Here is a 22,870-nt window from a genome sequence, read left to right on the forward strand (position 1 = left end):
CAGCTACCATATGCTGTTGAATGACCTTGCAAGACTTGAACGCCTCTGGAACCTTGATCGATGACGACGCTGGGCTCTGACGTCTCCGGCCTGACGACCACCGCAGCCACCGCCGCGGCGAAGGGACTGTCGATTGTCGTCCCCGTCTACAACGAGGCGGCGGGCCTCGCCGCCCTGCATCAACGCATCTGCGATCTCGCGAAGACCGTGCGGGAGCGCTATCGGCTCGCTTGCGAGGTCGTCTATGTCGACGACGGCAGCAAGGACGCGACGCTGTCGATCGCCCGTTCGCTGCCGGCCGATGCGATCGACGTCCAGGTGGTCTCGCTGTCGCGCAATTTCGGCAAGGAGGCGGCGCTGATGGCCGGCCTCGACCATGCCCGGCTCGGCGCCGTGATGTTCATGGACGGCGATGGCCAGCATCCGCCCGCGCTGATCGAGCAGCTGGTGCGACACTGGATCGATGACGGCTATGACGTCGTCTATACCGCCAAGGCGCATCGCGACAACGAGAGCTTCCTGCGCCGGATCTCCGTGCACGGCTTCTACGCGCTGATCAACTGGGGCGCCCGCCAGAAGATTCCGGAAGACGCCGGCGACTTCCGCCTGCTGTCGCCGCGCGCGGTCTCGGCGCTTCGGCAGCTGCCGGAGCGCAACCGCTTCTTCAAGGGCCTCGCCAGCTGGATCGGCTTCCGCCAGATCCGCGTCGACTACGAGCCCGCGGCGCGCGCCCATGGCGTCACCACCTTCAACGCTGCAAGTCTGCTCGGTCTCTCGATCGAGGGCCTGACCTCGTTCTCGGTGGCGCCCTTGCGCTTCGCCAGCCTGCTCGGCGTCATCCTCGCCGGGGGCGCCTTCCTGTTCGGCCTTTCCATCCTCTGGGAGGTGTTCACGACCGGCAAGCAGGTGCCCGGCTATCCCTCGCTCGTGATCGGCCTGATGACCATCGGCGGCGTGCAGCTCATCATGATCGGCATCGTCGGCGAGTATATCGGCAAGATCCTCTCCGAGCTGAAGGCGCGCCCGATCTACTTCGTCGCCGAGCACAGCGAGAAGCATTTCGAGGCCGGCAAGGCCCAGGATGCTTCAAGCAAGGACGCTTCAAGCCAGGAAGCCTCGAGCAGGACGGCGGCTGAATGAGCAGCGCCGCGAGCCCGCGGCGGATCTGGCTCTGCGCCGACGATTACGGCATCAGCCCGGGCGTCAACCGCGCCATCCGCGACCTCATCGAACACGGCCGCCTCAATGCCACGTCGGTGATGATGGTCGGCCCCGCGATCGAGCGCAGCGAGGCCGAGGCACTTTCTGCCTCGGCGAAAACGAGCCCGCGCTGCGCCATCGGATTGCATGTCACGCTGTCGGCGCCGTTCCGGCCCCTCACCATGCATTTCCGCCCCCTCGATGGCGACATGTTCATGCCGTTTCCGAAGCTGCTGCGCGCCGGAATTGCGCGGCGGCTGGACCGCGAATTCTTCCGCAACGAGGTGAAGGCGCAGCTCGCGGCGTTCGTGGACGCCTTCGGCCGCACGCCCGACTTCGTCGACGGCCACCAGCATGTGCAGCTCTATCCGCAGGTGCGCGACGGCTTTGTCGACGCGGTCGTCGAGGGCGCGCCGCAGGCCTGGGTGCGCCAGGGCGGCCGAAACTTGCCGCTGGCGCAGCGGCTGGCCTCGCCCAAGGCCATGGTGCTCGACATCCTCAGCGCGCAATTCCGCCGCCGCGCGGGCGGGGCCGGCCTCGGCTTCAATCCCGGCTTTGCCGGCGCCTATGATTTCACGCGCGCCGCCGATTTCGGCGCGCTGATGCGGCAATTCCTCGAGGGCCTGCCGGATGGCGGCCTCGTGATGTGCCATCCCGGCTTCGTCGACGACATCCTCACCGGCCTCGATCCGATGACCGACGTCCGCGAGCGCGAACATGCGTATTTGAAAAGCGATGCGTTCGCGCGCCTGCTGGCGGACAGCAACGTGACACTGGGATGAAACCCGGGACAAGCCGGCTTCGAGGCAGCTTGTCGCATACCGAAATTTAATCCGCCCGGCACTGTTGGGGCCACAATGGAACCCTACATCTCCAGCGCGCTTGGTTTTGCGCGAAGGAGATAGATCATGACGCCGCAGGAACGCCAGCTCGTCGACGACCTTTTCGACCGGCTTTCAAAGCTGGAAAACGCACCGCGCGATCCTGATGCGATCGCCGCGATTTCCGATGGTTTGCGCAAGGCTCCCGGCGCCGTCTACGCGCTGGTCCAGACCACCCTGTTGCAGGACGAAGCGCTGAAACGCGCCCATAACCGCATCCAGGAGCTGGAATCGGCCAATGCAGCCGAGCCGGCGCAGTCCGGCGGCTTCCTCGACACGATGCGCGACACCCTGTTCGGCGGCAGCCCATCGCGCGGCTCGGTTCCGAACGTGCCGCAGCGTGAGCAGCGGCCGGTCTGGAACACCGGCCAGGCCATGCCTCCGCCTCCTCCGCAGCCGGGCTACGGCCAGCCGCCCTACGGGCAGGCCTATGGCCAGCAGGGCCCGGGCCAGGGTTATGGCGCCCCGCCGGTCGGCGGCGGTGGCGGCGGCTCGTTCCTCGGTACGGCGGCCGCGGCTGCGGCCGGCGTGGTCGGCGGCTCGCTGCTGCTCTCGAGCATCCGCGGCATGATGGGCGGATCGCACCAGCAGGCGTTCGGCGACACCAATTCCTTTGGTGATCGCAGCGCTGGTGGAAGTCCTTGGGGCGGTAGCGACCAATCCGGCGGCTCGCTCGCCCGCGATGCCGGTCTCAACGACATCGGCTCGAACCGCGATTCCCGCCAGGGCTTCGTCGACCAGGCCTCGAACGATCACGACAACAACGACCAGAACTACGGCGACGATCGCGACAACGACAACATGGACATGGCCGACGACAGCGACTTCGGCAATGACGACGGCGGCAGCGACTACGCGTAAGGCTGCAAGCTGACGCTCGCAACAAGAACGGCCGCCCGGGAGGCGGCCGTTTTCGTTTGAGCTGCTTGGTCGGAGCCTCTGCCACCCTCCCCCGCAAGGGGAGAGGGTAGGAGCCTCACATCACCACGACCTTGGTGCCGACATTGACGCGGCCGTAGAGGTCGATGACGTCCTCGTTGCGCATGCGGATGCAGCCGGAGGAGACGTTGGTGCCGATGGTCCAGGGCTCGTTGGAGCCGTGGATGCGGTAGAGCGTCGAGCCTAGATACATCGCGCGGGCGCCGAGCGGATTCTCCGGGCCGCCCTCCATGTGCCGGGGCAGATCGGGCCGGCGGGCCAGCATTTCGGCGGGCGGCGTCCAGTCCGGCCATTCGCGCTTGGAGGTGATCGACTTCACGCCGGACCAGGTGAAGCCGGGGCGGCCGACGCCGATGCCGTAGCGCATCGCACGGCCGTTGCCCTCGACGAGATAGAGGAACTTGTTCGGCGTATCGACCACGATCGTGCCGGCACTTTCCTTGCCGCTATAGTCAACAACCTGTTTCTCGAACTTGGGATCGAACGGGCGCTGCCGCGGGTCGGTCGGCTCCTGCTGGAGGGCCGCGCCCTGATATCCACCCTGCATCTGCGGCTCGCCCATCGGCGGCAGGCGGCGCTGATCGTAATAGCCGGGCTGCTGCTGATACACCGGCTGCTCGGGCGCATAGGCCGGACCGCGGCCGGGTCCGTCGCCGAACAGGAACTCGATGAAGCCGCCGCCCATGTTCGCATTGGCGACACGCACCGGCGCCGGCGGCACGCGCGGCTGGTAGAGCACCGCGGGCGGATCGTTCGGCGGCGTATTGTCGAAGGCCGCGGCGCGATCCGCGCCGGCAATGAAGGTGCAAGCGCTGCCAAGCAGCGCGACAGACATTTTCTTGAACATCGACGTACTCTGTACTGTTTCGTCTAGATCACATGCGTCGTGGCGAGCCGGTGGCTGATCCGCGCTCCTCGACGTGGTCAATAAAAAGCAAAAGCCGTTTTGTTTGGTAAACGAAAGCGGCGTTTCGATTCACCACGTCGCGAGCGGCGCGGCAATTTGGCGATCAGCGTTTATTTTCGATGAACGCCGATCGGGCATGGTTAACCGCTTCTTTGCGCGCCGTCGCGCGCGGCCGCACGTCAGTTCCTGCTGTGAACTTCGTGTTAAATCGCTTCTGCCTACAAAGACGCGTGAGTGAGGTGGGGGGAGTTCCTGATGGCTATTCACCGCAAACGTTTTCGTGTCGAGGAGGCTATTGTCGGCGAGATGCCCAGCCCCGAAATGATCGAGGAGGCCGCGCCGATGCATAACGAGATCATGGCGGAGCTGCGCGCGATCCGCGCACAGATGGCGAAGGGCGTCACCGCTGCCCCGCTGTCCGGCAGCGCGGCCATGGCGGCGATCGACGCCTCCACGGCCCATGAGCTTTCCGAAGCGCGCACCATGCTCGAGACCTATCGGGCGCAGATCGAGCAGTGCGAGAAGCTGAAGGTCGAGCTCGACCTCATCCACGACGCCATCGATCGCACCAAGCGCGAAATCGCGACCCTGCACGGCAAGAGCTTCGACGGCGGCGAAATGGCCAAGGTCAACGGCGAGCTCGGCGCGGTGGTCGGCGGCACCGAGCAGGCGACCCAGCAGATCCTCGAAGCGGCCGAGTCGATCGACCAGTCGGCATCGGCGCTCTCCAAGGTCGATTCGGTCGACCAGCAGAAGCGGCTCGCCGACGACATCCAGGAACGCGTCATCTCGATCTTCGAAGCCTGCAACTTCCAGGACCTGACCGGCCAGCGCATCAGCAAGGTCATGACCACGATGAAGTTCATCGAGCAGCACATCAATGCGATGATGGACATCTGGGGCGGCGTCGACGCGATCAAGGCCCATGTGCCGGCGCCGGTCGACCAGCGCAGCGACGACGAAAAGCTCCTCAACGGCCCCAAGCTCGCCGGCGACGTCGGCCACGCCTCGCAGGACGACATCGACGCGCTGTTCGACTGAGCGCGCGAGATAGGGACAAGCTAAACGCCGGCCCCTGGGGCCGGCGTTTTTGTTTTTGGGGCCTTGGTCGTCATTCCGGGGCGGCTCGACAGAGCCGAACCCGGAATCCAGAGCTTTAAGGAAGGGAGCCCACCACATCGAGATTCCGGGTTCGGTCCTGCGGACCGCCCCGGAATGACGGAGAAAAAATCACGCCCTCGGCGCGCAGCGGACGTAGACCATGTTGCCGTAGCGGGTGGCGGCGTCCTTGTCGATGAAGCGGGTGATCAGGACGCGACCGTCGAAGGAGACGATCTCGCGGTCCTGCTCGCCGGGGGTGGGACCCGCCGGGCCGATATAGTTCTTGCCGCTGGGCGAGCCCTTCAGCCGCAGCTCCTGCGGGGTCGCCTGGTCGGCCAGATGCATGATCACGCCGCCGGAGGAGCCGGCGGTGATCACGTAGGGGTTCTTGCACTGCGCCCTTGCCGCGGCCTCGGTGCGGGCGCGGTCGGCCGGGTTCTGGAACGAGGCGAGGCCCCAGCGGCCGACGATCTCGTCGGCGCGGATGGTCGCCGGCATTTCCGGACCGGTGCCGGGCTCCGCCTCAGGCGGCGGGGACGAGGACGAGAACGACGGCAGGCTCATGCCGCCGCCGCAGGCGCCGAGCAGCAGCGCCAGGCAAGAGGCGGCCGCCAGATTGGCAACCGTGCGCGCGTGAGCTGAACTGATCATGGCATTCCCCCGAACAAGACCATGGCCGCATCCCTCCCGCAGCCAAGCGCAAAACTGCTGCCGGAGCAATGACGTCCTTTGATACGCCGGGCCCCGAACAAAGTTTCCAATGCCACCATCCTATATCCGCCTCACCAATCGCTTAACCACCTTTGCTTGACAGGATCGCGGCCAAGCCATATTTCCGGGCGCACTATTAGCACTCGGAAAGCCCGATTGCTAAGCGCGCCGTTCGATCCGAAGAGGGGGAACGGAAGCGCCGCCCCACCCACTTCCACTACTTCCGAAGCGAGCCTCCAAAGGGAAACGTCATGGCTAAATCCAAATTTCGTCCGCTGCATGACCGTGTCGTGGTCAAACGTATCGACGCCGAGGAAAAGACCAAGGGCGGCATCATCATCCCGGACAGCGCCAAGGAAAAGCCGTCCCAGGGCGAGATCGTCGCCGTCGGCCCGGGCGGCCGTGACGAGACCGGCAAGCTGATCCCGATCGACCTCAAGGTCGGCGACCGCGTGCTGTTCGGCAAGTGGTCGGGCACCGAGGTCAAGATCGACAACGAAGAGCTCCTGATCATGAAGGAGTCGGACATCATGGGCGTGCTGGCCTAAGGCCATCCGCCTGAACGGCCGCTGAATGCCATGCCGTCATGCCCGGGCAGAAGCGCGAAGCGCGTCTTCACGCTAGATGACCCGGGCATCCATCCTTCCGCAGGATGATGGATTGCCGGGGCAAGCCCGGCAATGACGCGGAGAGCGCCGTACAGCCCACAACAAGACACATCACGACACACGAGGGATTGCAGAAATGGCTGCCAAAGACGTCAAGTTTTCCGGAGACGCGCGCGAACGCATGCTGCGCGGCGTCGACGTTCTCGCCAACGCCGTCAAGGTGACGCTCGGCCCCAAGGGCCGCAACGTCGTCATCGAGAAGAGCTTCGGCGCGCCCCGCATCACCAAGGACGGCGTCACCGTCGCCAAGGAGATCGAGCTCGAGGACAAGTTCGAGAACATGGGCGCCCAGATGGTGCGTGAGGTCGCCTCCAAGACCAACGACCTCGCCGGCGACGGCACCACCACCGCGACCGTGCTGGCCCAGGCCATCGTGCGCGAAGGCGCCAAGGCGGTTGCCGCCGGCATGAACCCGATGGACCTCAAGCGCGGCATCGACACCGCGGTCCAGGCCGTCATCAAGGACATCGAGAAGCGCGCCAAGCCGGTCGCCGCCTCCTCCGAGGTCGCCCAGGTCGGCACCATCTCGGCCAACGGCGATGCCGCCATCGGCAAGATGATCGCCCAGGCGATGCAGAAGGTCGGCAACGAGGGCGTCATCACCGTCGAGGAGAACAAGTCGCTCGATACCGAGGTGGACATCGTCGAGGGCATGAAGTTCGACCGCGGCTATCTGTCGCCCTACTTCGTCACCAATGCCGAGAAGATGACCGCCGAGCTCGAGGACGCCTACATCCTCCTGCACGAGAAGAAGCTGTCGGGCCTGCAGGCCATGCTTCCCGTGCTCGAAGCCGTGGTGCAGTCGGGCAAGCCGCTCGTCATCATCGCCGAGGACGTCGAGGGCGAGGCGCTGGCCACCCTGGTCGTCAACCGCCTCCGCGGCGGCCTCAAGGTCGCGGCCGTCAAGGCGCCGGGCTTCGGTGATCGCCGCAAGGCCATGCTCGAGGACATCGCGATCCTCACCGGCGGCCAGCTGATCTCCGAAGAGCTCGGCATCAAGCTCGAGAGCGTCACCGTGAAGATGCTCGGCCGCGCCAAGAAGGTGGTGATCGACAAGGAGAACACCACGATCGTCAACGGCGCCGGCAAGAAGCCCGACATCGAGGCCCGCGTCGGCCAGATCAAGGCGCAGATCGAGGAGACCACCTCGGACTACGACCGCGAGAAGCTCCAGGAGCGCCTCGCCAAGCTCGCGGGCGGCGTCGCGGTGATCCGCGTCGGCGGCGCCACCGAGATCGAGGTCAAGGAGAAGAAGGACCGCGTCGAGGACGCGCTCAACGCCACCCGCGCCGCGGTGCAGGAAGGCATCGTCCCCGGCGGCGGCGTGACGCTGCTGCGCGCCAAGAAGGCGGTCGGCCGTCTCACCAACGCCAATGCCGACGTCCAGGCCGGCATCAACATCGTGCTGAAGGCGCTGGAAGCCCCGATCCGCCAGATCTCCGAGAACGCGGGCGTGGAAGGCTCGATCGTGGTCGGCAAGATCCTGGAGAACAAGTCCGAGACGTTCGGCTTCGACGCCCAGAACGAGGACTATGTCGACATGATCGAGAAGGGCATCATCGATCCCGCCAAGGTGGTGCGCACCGCGCTGCAGGACGCCTCCTCCGTGGCCGGCCTGCTGGTGACCACCGAAGCCATGGTCGCCGAAACGCCGAAGAAGGACGCTGCGCCCGCGATGCCCGCCGGCGGCGGCATGGGCGGCTTCTGAGCCGTCCCGCTCCGTGACAGTGACGCGAAGGCCGCCTCCGGGCGGCCTTCTTTTTTGCCGACCCTGCCCCGCCGCTTTCCGATTCAACCGGCGGCCAAAACCCACTACGGTGGCGCGCCGATTCTCATTGTTTGGGCATGATCCCACCGGAAAACCGCTTCACGTTTTTCCCGATCATGCCCATTGCTCAAGGATTTCCGCGATGCGCGCGCTTCTGGTTTGCCCGACGGTGGTTTTGGCGGCTCTGCTGGCGGTCGCGCCCGAAATCGCCTCCGCCCAGATGAAGCTGTCGCCGAAGGCGGCGGCGCCAGGCGGAACCGAGACGCGCTATTTCACCTCGATCGACGGGCTGATGGACGGCAATGCCGACGTGATCCTGAAGGAGACGCGACAGGGCAAGACGGTCACCGCGGCCGTGCTCGACGTCTGCTATCCCGTGGCGAAGAACTCCGACCGCAAGGACCGCTTCGTCGTCAATCTCCAGGTCGCCGGCCAGAACCTGACCGGCACGACGCAGAGCGTCGGCGAGAAGGCACCGGTCAGCGTCAAGCTGCTGCGCAAGCAGAGCGGCGACGCGTTCGAATTCCGCGGCCAGATCAGCATCGGCCAGGTGGTGACCGAGGTCACCTCGCCCGACAATTCCGATCTCAGCGAGAAGGAATTTCTGGACAACCAGACCTCCGACGACGGCATCACGCCGCAGCCGAAGGACTTCACCGACGTGTCGCCGGAGGCGATCGCGGTGAAGGTGAAGCTGGACGCGGCGACCGAGTTCCTGAAGAGCCTGAAGGGCCAGCCGGTCGAGGTCACGCTGGCGAGCCTGTCGGTCGGCTGCGACGCGCTGCGCGCCGGCGAGCAGACCATCAACATGTCGGTCGACCCGGAGCGCGCGGCCGCTCTGCTGGCAAAGTTCAAGGCGACGCCGGGCGTCACCGCCGCCGGCTGGACCGCGGGCATGACCGAGATGGACCGCACCATCCGCTTTGCCGCCGCCGACTGGCGCGACGGCGACAGGATCAACCGCGACAAGCTCGCGACCGCGGTCGCCGGCGTGCTCAGCAAGACGCTCGCTGCAAAGCCGGTCGCGCAAAGCTTCAACCCTTCGACCGGCAAGCTCAAGCTGGTGTTCAAGCGGCCGAACCAAGATCATCCGGCGCTCGAGCTCACCGACACGATCGAGGTCGCAGGCCTCGTCTCGCCGGACAAGCCGGGCAGCACCGACAAGCTGATGCTCTGGATCGGCAGCCCGTCGACCACCACCGCCGACGAGAGCAGCGGCGCGAAGCTCAATCTGTCCGACGATGCGAGCGCCGACGAAGAAGGCGATCTGCCCGACGACAACGGCTCGATCGAGGCGCTCGCTAGGGAGCTGAAGGGCCAGCGCTGGGACGCCGACAAGTCGGTGTGGAAGTAGGCTCTCGTGCCCCGGACGTCATAAGCGCGTTTACGCGCGTCTTCGACGCGCTACGGCGCGAAGCGCTGCGAGCCGGGGCCCAGAGGCCGCACGCGGGATCCTGGCGAATTCTGGGTGCCGGCTCTGCGGAGCAGCGTTGCACGCTGCACCGCGTCGGGGACGCGAGACCTAATTCCCCGTGGTGCGGAAGCGCAGCGGCTTGGGGCCGATCAGGGTCAGCACGTCGCCCTGGCGCTTCCAGGTCTCGACACTGCTCAGCGCTGCGACCAGTTCGTCGTCGGCCTGGGCTCTTGCCGGCGGGCAGGAACGGTCCAGGATCTGGCCGGGCACGAAAATCACGGTGTTACCGGCGACCGAGAACTGGCCCTTGCCGCCCTTGCACCAGAGCTCCAGCACGACCTCGCCATTGTCGCCGATCTCGATGTTCGGAATCCGCTTCGAGCCTGCTTGCGGCAGCGCCTCCAGCGTCATCTCCGAGCCGAAGGGGAAACCGTCCTCGGCACGCGCGAGCGTGGACATCGCGAGCATTGCAACCGCCGCACACAGCACCTGCTTGAGCGAAACCATGACACCTCTCGACCGACCTGAGTTGCGGCACCTTCTATAAGACGGCAGCGCCATTGAGAAGGTTCGCCTGCGTACGACGCAAAAATCCCCGCGAGGGCGAACCTCGCGGGGATTGGCGCTGAATTCAGGCGCTAGCCGCTACTTCAGGACCATTGCCGTGAACGGCCAGACATAGGCCTGCAACGTCACCAGCACACCGACGAGGCACGCCAGCACGATCGAGTGCCAGAACACGAAGCGAAGGATGGTGCCCTCGTGGCCGTACCAGTTGGTGGCGGTGGAGGCGACCACGATCGACTGCGCGTCGATCATCTTGCCCATCACGCCGCCGGACGAGTTCGCTGCGCCCATCAGGATCGGCGACAGGCCGAGCTGCTCGGAGGTGATCCTCTGCAGGTTTCCGAACAGCACGTTGGAGGCGGTGTCCGATCCCGTCAGCGCCACGCCCAACCAGCCGAGCAGCGTGCCGAAGAAGGGATAGAGCACACCGGTTGCGGCGAACGCCAGACCAAGCGTCGCGTCGACGCCGGACAGGCGCGTCAGGGTGCCGATCGCGAGCATCGCCGAGATCGTGATCAGCGAGATCGCGCACAGGCGGATGGTGCGGCCGTACTCGGTCACGAGCCGGCCGGGACCGACGCCCATCAGGAAGCCGGAGATGATCGCCGCGATCAGCATGCCCGTGCCGGTGAAGGACAGGTAGGTGAAGGCGAACACCGCGCCCTCCGGCGTCGGCTTGGCCGCCACCGGCGGCACCTTGTTGATCATCTGGTGCAGCTCGGGAACGGGATAGTTCCAGACGAAGATCGAGTTGGCCCAGGCCTTGAAGGCGCCGTTGCCCCAGATCAGCATCACGATGCAGACGATGATCCACGGCAGCAGCGCGCTGAACATCTCGCTCTGCGTCAGCGGCGTCTTGTCGAGCGGCTTGGCCGCCGCCATGGTCGCAGCCGATTCATCGCGGCCGCGCAGCGCCGGCGACAGCCAGAGCTGCTTGGGCTGCCAGACCTTGAGGAACAGGATCAGCGCGCCCATCGAGATCAGCGATGCGCCGATGTCGACGATCCACGGATTGATGAAGTTCGAGATCACGAATTGCGGGATCGCGAACGACACGCCGGTGACGAGGATCGCCGGCCAGACGTCCTTCATGCCCTTCCAGCCCGCGAACGCCCACACCACCCAGAACGGCACGATCAGCGAGAAGAACGGCAATTGCCGTCCGACCATCGCGCCGAGGATGTAGGGATCGAGGCCGGTGACCGAGGCGAGGCCCTGGATCGGCGTGCCCAGCGCACCATAGGCGACCGGCGCGGTGTTGGCGATCAGCGACAGGCCGGACGCCGCGAGCGGCGAGAAGCCGAGGCCGATCAGCACGGCGCCGGTGATCGCGACCGGCGTGCCGAAGCCCGAGGCGCCCTCGAAGAAGGCGCCGAACGAGAACGCGATCAGCAGCAATTGCAGCCGCCGGTCCTCGGTGACGCCGCCGACCGCGCGCTTGAGCAGCTCGAAGCGCCCGGTGGAGACCGTCACCTGATAGAGGAAGATGACGTTGAGAACGATCCAGCCGATCGGGAAGAAGCCGGTCACGATGCCGAGCACCGAGGCGCGGATCGACATGTTCGCCGGCATGGTGAAGACGAAGATCGTGATCAGGTTGGTCACGATGACGGCGATGATGGCCGCGATATGCGCCTGGACGCGACCGCTCGCGATCAGGACCAGCAGCGTGACGACGGGCACCGCCGCCGCGATCGTCGACAGCACAGGACTGTGCAGCGGATCATAGATTTGATTCCACATGGTCTTCCTCCCCACGCATGTTTGCGGCAGACGGCCCGCGTGGAGAGCCGATCCTGCTTTTCGCTTGAAGCGATAACCCCCGAGCCGGACGCGAATTCCTTGCGAACGCGGCGGTTCCCCTCCGCTCACAAGCTCGCGAAATCCCAGAGCACCCCGCCCCGCGCCGTTATGCCCATGCTAGGGTTGCGGGCTGCGACAAGACAACGCAAATTGCAGAACTTGCGACTTTAGTCTAAGCGCGCCCATTTTCGCCGTTGCCGCAAGCCTTTGGCTCAGGGCATTTGTGCACACCCCCTCGAGGAGACAGAGCTCTGTGAAGAACATTAGCGCCACGCTCGCGATCGTCTGGCGAATCGCCATCCCCTACTTCCGGTCCGAGGACAAATGGGCCGCCCGCGGCCTGCTCGGCGCCGTGATCGCGATGGAGCTGGCGCTGGTCGCGATCGACGTGCTGGTGAACCAGTGGCAGAACCGGTTCTACAGCGCACTGCAGGCCAGCGACTGGGACGCGTTCGTCAAGCAGATCTGGATCTTCATCGGCCTCGCCTTCACCTTTATCGCGCTGGCGGTCTACAAGCTGTACCTGAACCAGTGGCTCCAGATCCGCTGGCGGAACTGGCTGACCAAGCATTATCTCGGCGAATGGCTCAGAGGCTCGACGCACTACCGCATGCAGCTCAAGGGCGATGCGGCCGACAACCCGGACCAGCGCATCACCGAGGACGTCAAGAACTTCGTCGAGCAGACCCTGACCATCGGACTCGGGCTGCTCTCGTCGATCGTGACGCTGTTCTCCTTCGCGCTGATCCTCTGGGGCCTCTCCAACGCCGCCCCGCTGCACCTGTTCGGCACCGACTTCATGATCCCCGGCTATCTGTGCTGGGGCGCGCTGATCTACGCGATCTTCGGCACCGCGCTGACGCACTGGATCGGCCGTCCGCTGGTCAACCTCAATTTCGAGCAGCAGCGCTATGAAGCGGACTTCCGCTTCAACCTCGTCCGCGTCCGCGAAAACAGCGAGCAGATTGCCCTGCTCAAGGGCGAAGGCGCCGAACGCAGCCGCCTGCTGGATCGCTTCGGCTTCGTGATCGGCAACTGGTACGCCATCATGAGCCGGACCAAGCGCCTCACGATGTTCACGGCGAGCTATCAGCAGGCGGCCGTGATCTTTCCCTATGTGCTGGTCGCGCCGGCCTTCTTCGCCAAGAAGATCCAGCTCGGCGACATGATGCAGACGGCGTCGGCCTTCTCGAGCGTCCAGGGCGCCTTGTCGTTCTTCGTGACAGCATACCGGGCACTGGCGGAATGGCGCGCGATCGTTGCCCGTCTCGACGGCTTCGAGATGTCGGTCGATTCCGCCTCAAACCTGGCGGCACATGAGGCGACGATCGAGCTCAAGGCCGCGGGCGGCGGCCGCACGATCGGCCTCGATAAGCTCTGCGTGTATCTCCCCAACGGCACGCCGCTGGTCGCGGCCGACGGCTTCGCCGTCCAGGCGTCGGAGCGCGTGCTCGTGACCGGGCCGTCAGGCTCCGGCAAGTCGACGCTGTTCCGCGCAATCGCCGGCATCTGGCCGTTCGGCACCGGCACCATCGTTGTCCCCGCACAGGCCAAGCTGATGATGCTGCCGCAGCGCCCCTATTTCCCGGTCGGCGCGCTCGGTGACGCCGTGATCTATCCCGCAGCACCCGGCGCGTTCCAGACGCCCCGGATCCGGGACGCGGTGATCGCCGTCGGCCTGCCCGACCTCGCCGAACGACTGACCGAGGAAGGCCACTGGAACCGGATGCTGTCGCTCGGCGAGCAGCAGCGCTTGGGGCTCGCCCGCGCGCTGCTGCATATGCCGGACTATCTGTTCCTCGACGAGGCTACGGCATCGCTGGACGAGCCGTCCGAAGCCCGGCTGTACCGGCTGCTGGCGGAGAAGCTGCCGCAGGCCACCATCGTCTCGATCGGCCACCGCTCGACGCTCGATGCCTTCCACACCCGCAAGGTGACGATGGTGAAGGATGGCCCGATCCACGTCGTCGGCAAGGATGGCGAGCCGGCCGCGAAGGAGCCGACCGTAGCGGGCTGAGCCGACACGCGTCCCTCGCCGGCTATCCCCTCGAAAGAGGCATAGGCGGCATACTCGTCGCCCCAACTCGGGCCTCGTCATTGCGAGGAGCCCTTGCGACGAAGCAATCCAGACTGCCTCCGGGGAGGCATTTCTGGATTGCTTCGCTGCGCTCGCAATGACGGAGGATGGGGGCGTCGTCGCCGCTCTCGTCCCTCGCCCCTCAAAGCAAAAGGGCGGCAGGTTGTCCTGCCGCCTCGAAGTCGTCTCGGAAAGAAACTTACTTCAGGTTGCTCATCGCCGTCAGGTCGAACGACAGCTTGGCGATGCCGGTGGCGCCGCACCAGTTGGAGCCGACGCCCGACGGGTTGATCGGGGTCACGAAGGTACCGGTCGAAGCCGTGAGATTGCCGCGCGCCGAGAAGTCGCTGGTGAAGGCGTTGCAATCACCCTTGGAGAGGTTGGTGTCGGAGTAGCGCAGGTCCAGCGTGGCGACCTTGTAGGTGAAGCCGATGCCGATGTTCCAGGTGTTGTAGTCGGCATACTTGATGCCGTTCGGGAACGCCGGGACGCCGTAGAAGCTGTCCGAGGTGCCGAGCCACTGACGGCCGAACTCACCCGACACGTACATGCCGACGCCGCTGGCGCCGAAGGTCGTGGAGGGCGCGATGTACTTGCCGACGATCGACGCGTAGTTGCCCCAGGCGCCCGAGTTCAGGTAGCTCGGGGTGTAGTATTCGGTGAAGCCGAACGACCAGCTGTCGTTCACCGTGTAGGTGCCCTTGGCGTAGACTTCGAAGAAGCTCAGGTCCTTCTTGATCACGTTGGTGTTCAGCAGGCCCTTCTCGGCGCAGCCTGCGCCCTGGAAGACGCCGGCGTTGTCGATGCCGGTGCCGCCGAAATAGCAGGTTCCACCCGGATACAGATAACCCCAGACACCGACGTCGAGGGCGAACGCGCCGAAGGTCGGGCGGATACCGCCGTAGATGTCGATCTCGGCCGCTGCGCGGTTCGGGAAGGAGATGCTCTCACCGGACACGCCCACATAGAGCTGGAGGTCCTTGGTGACGTTGTAGCGCGGCTCGAAATAGGCCGTGACCGACGGCTTGTGGTTCGACTGGGTGATACCACGGAAGACGTAGTCGCTCATGATCGCGCCGCCGAAGGCGACATCCCACGGGTCAAAGGCGGGGGGCGGCGGGGCCTTCAGAGCCTTGACCGGCATGTCTGCCGCGAAAGCCGAACCCGTCACCATTGCCAGCGCCGTTGCCAACAAAGTCACTTTTTTCATTTCGATCCCCATCACCAGTTCTACCCGTCGTGTCCCGGAAGCCCCCCGGGCGAACGATCTGACGTCAAAAAATCACAACTGCGGCAATTTGGATCGGGGACTGAAAACCGTGAAGCAAAAAGGGCGAGCATCTGCCGACTTTTTAGGCGTTCTGACGCTTCCACGAAAGGTTGTCAGCCAGTGTGTCTTCTCGACCACATCATTTGCATTCCAAAGTGCATTGCGATGACCGGGTTAGTACGGTGCCCGGCGGCGGCGTGCCCCGGACGCCACGAATCAGGCTGACGCCGGGATTGATGAATCCCCAGCCCCCCCTTCGCGCGATGCAAAAAGGCCGCAGCGTCGCCGCTACGGCCTTCCTGTTGTCGATCCCAGCCGCGGGATTGGACCCGGGCTTCAGCCTTACCTTGGACCTAGCTCTGTCCCTCGGCCGGCGTGGCTTCCGCAGAAGACGAAGGCATCGCCCAGCTTGTCTCGGCGACAGGCTCGGGAGCCGGTGCTGGCGCCGGCGCTGACGGCTTCGGCGCGGGAGCTGCCTTCGCCTTCTTCGGTGCCGCCTTCTTTGCGGCCTTCTTCGGTGCAGCCTTCTTGGCCGCGGCCTTCTTCGCTGTCTTCTTGGCAGCCTTCTTCGGGGCGGCCTTCTTTGCGGTTTTCTTGGCAGACTTCTTGGCAGATTTCTTCGCGGACTTCTTGGCTGCCTTCTTCTTCGTCGCCTTCTTCGCCGCTACTGCCTTCTTGGCCTTTTTGGCCTTCTTGCTTTTCTTCTTCTTCGCTTTCGCCATCGTGGTCCTCCTGTTGCCGCCAAACAATGGTCGATCGGGCGCCGTTCAGCCGTCACCTCCGGACGAGAACCCAGACTTCGAAACCTCAGAATTCGAAGTCTCAGCCTTGCGCGTTGAGTGCCGGCCGCGCCCCGCCCGTAGCCCAATCGAGAAGCTCAATCGTGTGTACGACCGGAACTGACGTGCCACTGGCAATCTGCACCATGCAGCCGATATTGCCCGCGGCAATCATGTCCGGCTTGACGCTCGCGATGTTGGCGACCTTGCGATCGCGCAACCGGCCCGCAAGCTCGGGCTGGAGAATGTTGTAGGTCCCCGCCGAACCGCAACACAAATGGCTCTCGGGCACATCTTTCACCACGAATCCATTCTTGGAAAGCAATTCTTTCGGAAGGCCCGTGATTTTCTGTCCGTGCTGCAACGAGCATGCGGAGTGATAGGCGACGACGATGTCGTCCTGTCGCGTGCTCGGTGCGAGCTCGAGACCGGCGACGTATTCGGTGATGTCCTTGGCAAGCGCGGACACGTTCGCCGCATCGGCGGCAAACGCGGTGTCCTCGCGCAGGAGGTAGCCGTAATCCTTGATGACCGTGCCGCAACCGGAGGTCGTCACCAGGATGGCGTCGAGCCCCTCGCCGGCCGCTTCCTTCCGCCACGCCGCGACGTTGGCGCGAGCCCGCGCCAGCGCGTCCTGGTCGTTGCCGAGGTGATGGGTCAGCGCGCCGCAGCACTGCTCGTCCCGGACCAGCACGACCTCGATGCCGTGGCGGGTCAGCAGGCTGATGGCGGCCTGGTTGATGCGCGGCGCCAGCACCTGCTGGGCGCAGCCCTGCAGCAGCGCGACCCGGCCCCGCTTCTTGCCGAGCGCCGCAAACACGCTGCCCGGAAGCGCGCCCGGCGCCGGCAGCCGGTTCGGCGCCAGGGCCAGCATCGCCTTGAGGCGCTGGATCAGGCCCGGTGTCGCCGAAGGCCGCGGCGTCGGCAGCAGCACGGCGAGCGGGCGGGCCAGCCGTGCCAGCCACATGCTGGCGCGAAAACGCTTGGGGTCCGGCAGGACGAAAGCCAGCACCTGGCGCAGCAGCCGCTCGGATAGCGGGCGCTGATAGCGCTGCTCGATCCTGACACGGGCCTGGTCGACGAGGTGCATGTAGTTCACGCCCGAGGGGCAGGTCGTCATGCAGGCCAGGCACGACAGGCAGCGGTCGACATGCTTGACCACCTCGGCCGTCGGCGTCTGGTCCTTCTCCAGCATCTCCTTGATCAGATAGATGCGGCCGCGCGGGCTATCGAGCTCGTCGCCGAGCAGCACATAGGTCGGACAGGTTGCAGTGCAGAAGCCGCAATGGACGCAGGCGCGCAGGATCTTGTCGGCTTCCGCGATATCGGGATCGGCGAGCTGCGCGAGTGAGAATTCGGTCTTCATGCAGCAGCGCCCCGGCTGAGGCGCCCCCGGTTGAGAATGATCTTCGGATCGAAGCTGGCGCGCACGCGCTCGCTCAGGGCGGCAATGCCGGGCGCCTGCGGATGGAACACATCGACCTCGCGCCTGACGTCCTCGGCCGCCCGGATCAGCGTGGCATGTCCCCCGACCGCATTCGCGCGCGCACGAACGGCCGGAACATGCGCGTCGCCCTTCGGCGGCAATGCGGCCCAGATCAGCCCGCCGCCCCAATCATAGATCACGTCGCCCCCGGTCTCGCGCGCCAATTGCGTGCCGAGCGCCGCGCCTGAGGCCGGCGGGCAGACGATCCGCCAGACCGGCCAGCTCCCCAGCGCGCCGCCGGCCGCGAACGGCAGGACGTCACGGATGGTGGCCCACAGCGTGGACGAGGAGGCGTCCTCGATCAGCGTCGCGGTTCCGAACGGTGCCAGCAGCTCGCGCAGCGAACCGGCGCGATGCGCAGCCGACGCCGTGATGCCCTCGAGCCGCAGCACGGTCAGCGCCTCGCCCTGGCCTGCGATGTCGCCGAGCCCGTCGGTTTTGGCCCGGAATGCCGATTTCGGCAGGTGCGCGGCGCCCGAGACGTCGAAGGGCGAGCCCAGCGCCGCGGTCATCGCCTTGTTGGCGACCGCATCGTCCAGCCCGCGCAGCAGCAGCGTCCGCTCGGCCTCGGGCTTCGGCATCACCTTGAGCGTGACCTCGGTCATCACCGAGAGCGTGCCCCAGGACCCCGCGAGCAGCTTGCAAAGGTCGTAGCCGGTGACGTTCTTCACCACCTTGCCGCCGGTCTTGAAGCTGTCGCCGAAACCCGAGACGGCGTGCGCCCCGAGAAGGTGGTCGCGCGCCCCGCCCGCCCTGATGCGCCGCGGCCCGGCCAGCCCGGCCGCGATCATGCCGCCGATCGTCCCGAGCGCGGGCGTGCCGAGCAACGGCGCGGTATTCATCGGTTCGAAGGCGAATTGCTGGTTCTTGGCATCGATCAGCGAGAGCACGTCGGCCAGCGGCGCGCCGGCCTGCAGCGTGATGATCAGCTCGTTGGGCTCGTAGGAGGTGACGGCGTTGAGCGCCGAGACGTCGAGCATGGCGTTGGTCGCCATCGCGTGGCCAATGCTGCGCTTGCTGCCATGACCGATGATCTCGAGCGGCTGCTCGTTGGCAATCGCCGCGCGCACCACCTCTTCGACGTCTTTGGCGTCTCTGACCCTGAGCGTATCCACGGGAAAAGCCGGTAGCGAAATTCGCCGCCAAAATCAAATGCGGCGTGACGTCCGGCGGTCGCCTCCGCTCGCCCTTCAACCTGTTTCGCTACCACGACGCTTCGATCGCAATCGAAGCGTTCACGACATCGACACTTCGATCACCGGCGAACCAAAGCCGGCAGGCCACCGCTACAAGTCTGCGCCGATCGCAACGAAACCAACCGATGGAGACGGACATGAAGCGGTCGACCCCGGCGCGGCCGGCGCCGCGCCCCCACGAAGCGTTCAGCCGCAGATCATTCATCAGGGCCTTCGGCGCCGTGCTGGCGATCTATCTCTCGCCATGGACGGCGGCGTCATCTCAAGCCCAGCAGCAAGGAGGAAGCACGATGAATCACTATGCCACGCAGAAATCCCTCAGCGACGCCGTCGACGGCGGCGGCCTGCTCGTCGTCGCGCAATGGGAGGCAAAGCCTGATGAGGCCGACAAGGTCGCAGGGATCCTCGACCGCTTCCTCCCGGAGGCGCAGCGCGAGGACGGCGTCAAGCTGTTCCTGATCTCGCGGGCCAAGGACAATCCGGCGCAGTTCCTGTTCTACGAGCTGTTCCGCGACGAGGCCGCGTTCAAGGCGCACCAGGAGAGCGCGCATTTCAAGACCCTGATCGCCGGCCAGGCCCTGCCGCTGCTGGCGAAGCGCGAGCGGGCGCAATACGGACTGCTGTAAGGTTCGCTTCTTCCTTCTCCCCTTGCGGTAGAAGGTGGCGTAGGCGGCCTTCGGCCGCCGTTCCTGGGAACGCCGAAGCGAAGCTTCGGCTATGGCGCCGGATGAGGGGTTGTCTCCGCGCATTCAAATGAGAGTTGGACTCGCGGAGGGAGCCCCCTCACCCGTCTCGCCGCTACGCGGCGAGCCACCCTCTCCCGCAAGGAGAGGGTGCACCGTCACCGCGGCCTAGAACCGCGGCAGATCCGGGAATGCCAGCTTGCCGGCATGAACATGCATCCGGCCGAGCTCCGCGCAGCGGTGCAGGGTCGGGAACACTTTTCCGGGATTGAGCAGGCCCTGCGCGTCGAAGGCACATTTCAGGCGCTGCTGCTGGTTGAGGTCGATCTCGGTGAACATGTCGGGCATGAGATCGCGCTTCTCGATGCCGACACCGTGCTCGCCGGTGAGCACGCCGCCGAACTCGACGCAGGCGCGCAGGATGTCGGCGCCGAACGCTTCGGCGCGCTCGATCTCGCCGGGCTTGTTGGCATCGTAGAGGATCAGCGGATGCAGATTGCCGTCGCCGGCGTGGAACACGTTGGCGCAGCCGAGCTGATATTTTTCGCCGAGCTCGCGGATGCGGGCCAGCGCCTTCGGCAGCGCACCGCGCGGAATGGTGCCGTCCATGCAGAGATAATCTGGCGAGATGCGCCCCACCGCCGGGAACGCGGCCTTGCGTCCGGCCCAGAACAGGTTGCGCTCGGCCTCCGAGGTCGAGATCTGGCAGGTGGTCGAGCCGCAGGCATTGGCGATGGTCTCGACCCGCGTGATCAGTTCGTCCACCTCGATCTTGGGACCGTCGAGCTCGATGATCAGCAGCGCGTCGACGTCGAGCGGATAACCGGCATGGACGAAGGCCTCGGCGGCGTGGATCGCGGGCTTGTCCATCATCTCCATGCCGCCGGGAATGATGCCGGCGCCGATGATGCGCGCCACGCATTCGCCGGCCGCCTCGACTTGCGCAAATCCGACCATCAGCGCGCGCGCCGTCTCCGGCTTCTGCAGGATGCGCACCGTGATCTCGGTGATGACGCCGAGCAGCCCTTCCGAGCCGGTGATGACGCCCATCAGATCGTAGCCGGCGTTCTCGGCGGATTTGCCGCCGATGCGCAGGATCTCGCCGCTCATCAGCACGATCTCGCAGCCGAGCACGTTGTTGGTGGTCATGCCGTATTTCAGGCAGTGCACGCCGCCGGAATTCTCCGCGACATTGCCGCCGATCGAGCAGGCGATCTGCGAGGACGGATCGGGGGCGTAATAGAAGCCGGCATGCGCGACCGCCTGGCTGATCGCAAGGTTGGTGACGCCGGGCTCGGTGACGACGACGCGGTTGTCGAAATCGATCTCGCGGATGCGCTTGAACTTGCCGAGCCCCAGCAGCACGCCGTCCTCGAGCGGCAGCGCGCCGCCCGACAGCGATGTGCCGGAGCCGCGCGGCACCACCTTGATACCATGCTCGGCACAATATTTCAGGACCAGCGAGACCTGTTCGGTGGTGTCGGGCAGGACCACGACCATCGGCGGCTGCCGGTAGGCGGTGAGCCCGTCGGACTCATAGGCCCGCATCTCGGCAGCGCTGTCGATCACGCCTTCGCCGGGCACGATTGCACGCAATGCAGCCACGATCTCAGCGCGGCGCGCGAGCACGGCCTGGTCACTCGCAGGCATCATGATGGCCATGGCACTTTCCTTCCAATCGCGGCGAACGGTCGATTTATCACGGCAAATCAATCATGTCCGCGCCTGTTTGGGTAGGCCATCCGAAAGTCGGAGCAGCGATCTTCGGCGAGTTCGCTCTGGGACAAGTAGGAAATGATGAAACCTGTCATGGTTTCGTGGCTTGTCCAAGCCGGGCGGGCCTGCCAAAACCGGCGGGTTCGACGACTGCCGACCAGGCAAGGACACTGAACAGGCCAGACCCACCAGGGAAGAGACGAAGAGCACCCGATGACAAAACTGACTTTTGGCGCACTGATGATCCTCACCGTGACTGCCACCGCACCCGCCGCGATGGCGCAGGATGTCGCGGCCGGCAAATCGTCATTCAACAAATGCCTGGCCTGCCACGCGATCGGCGAAGGCGCCAAGAACAAGGTCGGCCCCGAGCTCAACGGCCTCAACGGCCGCAAGTCGGGCACCGCGCCGGACTACAATTATTCGGACGCGAACAAGAATTCCGGCATCACCTGGGACGAAGCCACGTTCAAGGAATACATCAAGGACCCCAAGGCCAAGATCCCCGGCACCAAGATGGCGTTCGCCGGCATCAAGAACGAGAACGAGGTCAACAATCTCTGGGCCTTCATCTCTCAGTTCGACAAGGACGGGAAGATCAAGCAGTAAGCGCGCAAACGGCGATCGCCGGAGCTTCGGTTCTGACTGGATCAGAGCCGAGGCTCCGGCTTCTTGTTTGACGCGTTTTCGTTCCGCGAGGCGGCATCTACTTCGCTCGAGAACGCCCTAGTCGGCGGCGGCCCGCGCCGGCGCGATCTTCCCGATCATCGTCTCGATCTCCGATGTCACGAGATCCGGCACGGCGTTCTGCACCATGTGACCGAGATCGGGCAGCACGACCAGCTTTGCATTCGGCACGGTTGCCGCGAACGGACGCGCGTGGATGCCGGTCTTCACCGTCTTGTCGGGCTCGCCGGCGATGATCGTGACCGGCGCGGTGATCTCGCCATAGCGCGCCACTTGCGCTGCAACGGCTTCCTTCAGCGTCACCAGATCATAGGCATTGGCGATGAACTCGCGCGGGCGCAGCAACAGCGGCGTCGCGGAGTCCTGCACGAAACCATCCGGCATGGTCTGCGGCAGGAACACATTGCGCGCGCCGGCTTCGGTGACGAAATAGCCGAGCGGCAGCGTGATGGTGTAGGCGAGCAGCGGGCCGATCACGGGCGTTGCGATCAGCTCGTTGTAGCGCCCGACGCCGCCGCGCCAGGGATGGGTGACGGGGGCGAGCATCACGAGGCCGGCGACGCGGGAGGGATGATCGAGTGCGAGGCGCGCGCCGAGCGCACCGCTCCAGGAATGCACGACGAACACCGCGCGCGCGATCCCGAGCTTGCCAAGTGCCTCATCGATCATCCGGGCCTGGACCTGCGGCGTCGAATCCTGCCGCCGCGCACGCGTGCTCCAGCCGTGGCCGGGACGATCGATCAGGATGACGCGGTGGTTCTTGGCGAGGAGATCGCCGAGCGGACGCCGCATCGCTTCGAGATTGGAGCTTGCGCCGTGCAGCATCACGATCGGCAGGCCGGCCTCGCGCGGGCCGATGTCGACGACATGAAGGCTCGCGCCATCGACCTCGACCATGCGGCCCTGCGGCGGAAAGGCACGCTGCACGGCCACGACGCCGGCCTGCGTGGCCAGCGCCAGCAGGACCAGCGCCGTCACGACTGAGATCACGATCATGGAGAGAATCCGGGCAATCCA

Annotated in this window: 21 protein-coding genes; 11 read left to right on the top strand and 10 right to left on the bottom strand. The window is 65.5% G+C overall.

Features of this window, described 5'->3' with window-relative positions; genetic code table 11:
• Nucleotides 1-60 precede the first annotated feature (60 nt).
• From JQ617_RS30310 to JQ617_RS30320, 3 genes are all read left to right on the top strand, one after another.
• Complete coding sequence (locus JQ617_RS30310) at nt 61-1,140, top strand: glycosyltransferase family 2 protein (RefSeq protein WP_212029523.1); 1,080 nt, start codon at nt 61-63, stop codon at nt 1,138-1,140.
• Nucleotides 1,137-1,982 (top strand): ChbG/HpnK family deacetylase, encoded by an 846-nt coding sequence (locus JQ617_RS30315; protein ID WP_212029524.1) that lies wholly within the window; start codon nt 1,137-1,139, stop codon nt 1,980-1,982. The genes JQ617_RS30310 and JQ617_RS30315 overlap by 4 nt, the downstream gene beginning before the upstream one ends.
• A gap of 126 nt (nt 1,983-2,108) precedes the next feature.
• A complete protein-coding gene (locus JQ617_RS30320; RefSeq protein WP_212029525.1) occupies nt 2,109-2,942 on the top strand; it encodes a DUF2076 domain-containing protein in 834 nt (277 codons plus the stop codon).
• A 115-nt stretch (nt 2,943-3,057) separates the two neighbouring features.
• On the opposite strand, the gene JQ617_RS30325 is transcribed toward JQ617_RS30320, so the two are convergent.
• Nucleotides 3,058-3,867: a L,D-transpeptidase family protein gene (locus tag JQ617_RS30325; protein ID WP_063687175.1), complete on the bottom strand. Its 810-nt coding sequence runs from the start codon at nt 3,865-3,867 to the stop codon at nt 3,058-3,060.
• 315 nt (nt 3,868-4,182) lie between these two features.
• Here JQ617_RS30325 and JQ617_RS30330 point away from each other — a divergent pair, with 315 nt between their 5' ends.
• Nucleotides 4,183-4,968 carry a protein phosphatase CheZ gene (locus tag JQ617_RS30330; protein ID WP_063687173.1) on the top strand — a complete coding sequence of 262 codons (786 nt, stop codon included), beginning with the start codon at nt 4,183-4,185 and terminating at the stop codon, nt 4,966-4,968.
• A 189-nt stretch (nt 4,969-5,157) separates the two neighbouring features.
• On the opposite strand, the gene JQ617_RS30335 is transcribed toward JQ617_RS30330, so the two are convergent.
• Nucleotides 5,158-5,679, bottom strand: a complete 522-nt coding sequence (locus tag JQ617_RS30335) for a hypothetical protein (protein WP_063687171.1) — start codon at nt 5,677-5,679, stop codon at nt 5,158-5,160.
• Between the two features lie 311 nt (nt 5,680-5,990).
• Between JQ617_RS30335 and JQ617_RS30340 the strand changes: the two genes are divergently transcribed.
• The 3 genes from JQ617_RS30340 (at nt 5,991) to JQ617_RS30350 (ending at nt 9,529) form a co-directional block, all read left to right on the top strand.
• Entirely contained in the window at nt 5,991-6,287 is a 297-nt protein-coding gene (locus tag JQ617_RS30340; protein ID WP_212029526.1) for a co-chaperone GroES, read from the top strand.
• A gap of 196 nt (nt 6,288-6,483) precedes the next feature.
• On the top strand, nt 6,484-8,115 hold the full coding sequence (gene groL, locus JQ617_RS30345) for a chaperonin GroEL (protein WP_063687167.1): 1,632 nt from the start codon (nt 6,484-6,486) through the stop codon (nt 8,113-8,115).
• A gap of 202 nt (nt 8,116-8,317) precedes the next feature.
• A complete protein-coding gene (locus tag JQ617_RS30350) occupies nt 8,318-9,529 on the top strand; it encodes a hypothetical protein (RefSeq protein ID WP_212029527.1) in 1,212 nt (403 codons plus the stop codon).
• Between the two features lie 168 nt (nt 9,530-9,697).
• Here JQ617_RS30350 and JQ617_RS30355 read toward each other — a convergent pair whose 3' ends face one another.
• Together JQ617_RS30355 and JQ617_RS30360 are read right to left on the bottom strand one after the other, a co-directional pair.
• Nucleotides 9,698-10,096 carry an META domain-containing protein gene (locus JQ617_RS30355; RefSeq protein ID WP_212029528.1) on the bottom strand — a complete coding sequence of 133 codons (399 nt, stop codon included), beginning with the start codon at nt 10,094-10,096 and terminating at the stop codon, nt 9,698-9,700.
• Between the two features lie 138 nt (nt 10,097-10,234).
• The gene (locus JQ617_RS30360) at nt 10,235-11,899 is read right to left on the bottom strand and encodes an L-lactate permease (protein WP_212029529.1); all 1,665 of its coding nucleotides are present in this window, start codon (nt 11,897-11,899) and stop codon (nt 10,235-10,237) included.
• 313 nt (nt 11,900-12,212) lie between these two features.
• Between JQ617_RS30360 and JQ617_RS30365 the strand changes: the two genes are divergently transcribed.
• Nucleotides 12,213-13,976: an ABC transporter ATP-binding protein/permease gene (locus tag JQ617_RS30365; protein WP_212029530.1), complete on the top strand. Its 1,764-nt coding sequence runs from the start codon at nt 12,213-12,215 to the stop codon at nt 13,974-13,976.
• Nucleotides 13,977-14,235: 259 nt separating this feature from the next.
• Here JQ617_RS30365 and JQ617_RS30370 read toward each other — a convergent pair whose 3' ends face one another.
• The gene (locus tag JQ617_RS30370; RefSeq protein ID WP_063687803.1) at nt 14,236-15,246 is read right to left on the bottom strand and encodes a TorF family putative porin; all 1,011 of its coding nucleotides are present in this window, start codon (nt 15,244-15,246) and stop codon (nt 14,236-14,238) included.
• On the opposite strand from JQ617_RS30370, the gene JQ617_RS30375 reads away from it, so the two are divergent.
• Entirely contained in the window at nt 15,179-15,475 is a 297-nt protein-coding gene (locus JQ617_RS30375; protein ID WP_212029764.1) for a hypothetical protein, read from the top strand. The genes JQ617_RS30370 and JQ617_RS30375 overlap by 68 nt on opposite strands.
• Before the next feature lie 184 nt (nt 15,476-15,659).
• Here the strand turns inward: JQ617_RS30375 and JQ617_RS30380 are convergent, their stop codons facing one another.
• The 3 genes from JQ617_RS30380 to JQ617_RS30390 all read right to left on the bottom strand — a co-directional run bounded on the left by JQ617_RS30380 (nt 15,660) and on the right by JQ617_RS30390 (nt 18,686).
• Nucleotides 15,660-16,028: a histone gene (locus JQ617_RS30380; protein ID WP_212029531.1), complete on the bottom strand. Its 369-nt coding sequence runs from the start codon at nt 16,026-16,028 to the stop codon at nt 15,660-15,662.
• Between the two features lie 100 nt (nt 16,029-16,128).
• The gene (gene glcF / locus JQ617_RS30385) at nt 16,129-17,451 is read right to left on the bottom strand and encodes a glycolate oxidase subunit GlcF (protein WP_212029532.1); all 1,323 of its coding nucleotides are present in this window, start codon (nt 17,449-17,451) and stop codon (nt 16,129-16,131) included.
• Nucleotides 17,448-18,686: an FAD-binding protein gene (locus JQ617_RS30390; RefSeq protein WP_212029533.1), complete on the bottom strand. Its 1,239-nt coding sequence runs from the start codon at nt 18,684-18,686 to the stop codon at nt 17,448-17,450. The genes glcF and JQ617_RS30390 overlap by 4 nt, the downstream gene beginning before the upstream one ends.
• 218 nt (nt 18,687-18,904) lie before the next feature.
• On the opposite strand from JQ617_RS30390, the gene JQ617_RS30395 reads away from it, so the two are divergent.
• Nucleotides 18,905-19,393, top strand: coding sequence for a putative quinol monooxygenase (locus tag JQ617_RS30395; RefSeq protein WP_249157692.1), 489 nt, complete (start codon nt 18,905-18,907; stop codon nt 19,391-19,393).
• A 225-nt stretch (nt 19,394-19,618) separates the two neighbouring features.
• Here the strand turns inward: JQ617_RS30395 and JQ617_RS30400 are convergent, their stop codons facing one another.
• Nucleotides 19,619-21,112, bottom strand: coding sequence for an FAD-linked oxidase C-terminal domain-containing protein (locus JQ617_RS30400; protein WP_212029534.1), 1,494 nt, complete (start codon nt 21,110-21,112; stop codon nt 19,619-19,621).
• 267 nt (nt 21,113-21,379) lie between these two features.
• On the opposite strand from JQ617_RS30400, the gene cycA reads away from it, so the two are divergent.
• Complete coding sequence (gene cycA / locus JQ617_RS30405) at nt 21,380-21,775, top strand: cytochrome c-550 CycA (protein WP_063687152.1); 396 nt, start codon at nt 21,380-21,382, stop codon at nt 21,773-21,775.
• 117 nt (nt 21,776-21,892) lie between these two features.
• Here cycA and JQ617_RS30410 read toward each other — a convergent pair whose 3' ends face one another.
• Nucleotides 21,893-22,849, bottom strand: coding sequence for an alpha/beta fold hydrolase (locus JQ617_RS30410; protein WP_212029535.1), 957 nt, complete (start codon nt 22,847-22,849; stop codon nt 21,893-21,895).
• Nucleotides 22,850-22,870 lie beyond the last annotated feature (21 nt).

The organism is Bradyrhizobium sp. KB893862 SZCCT0404 (genome assembly GCF_018130885.1).
GTDB classification, from domain to species: Bacteria; Pseudomonadota; Alphaproteobacteria; order Rhizobiales; family Xanthobacteraceae; genus Bradyrhizobium; species Bradyrhizobium stylosanthis.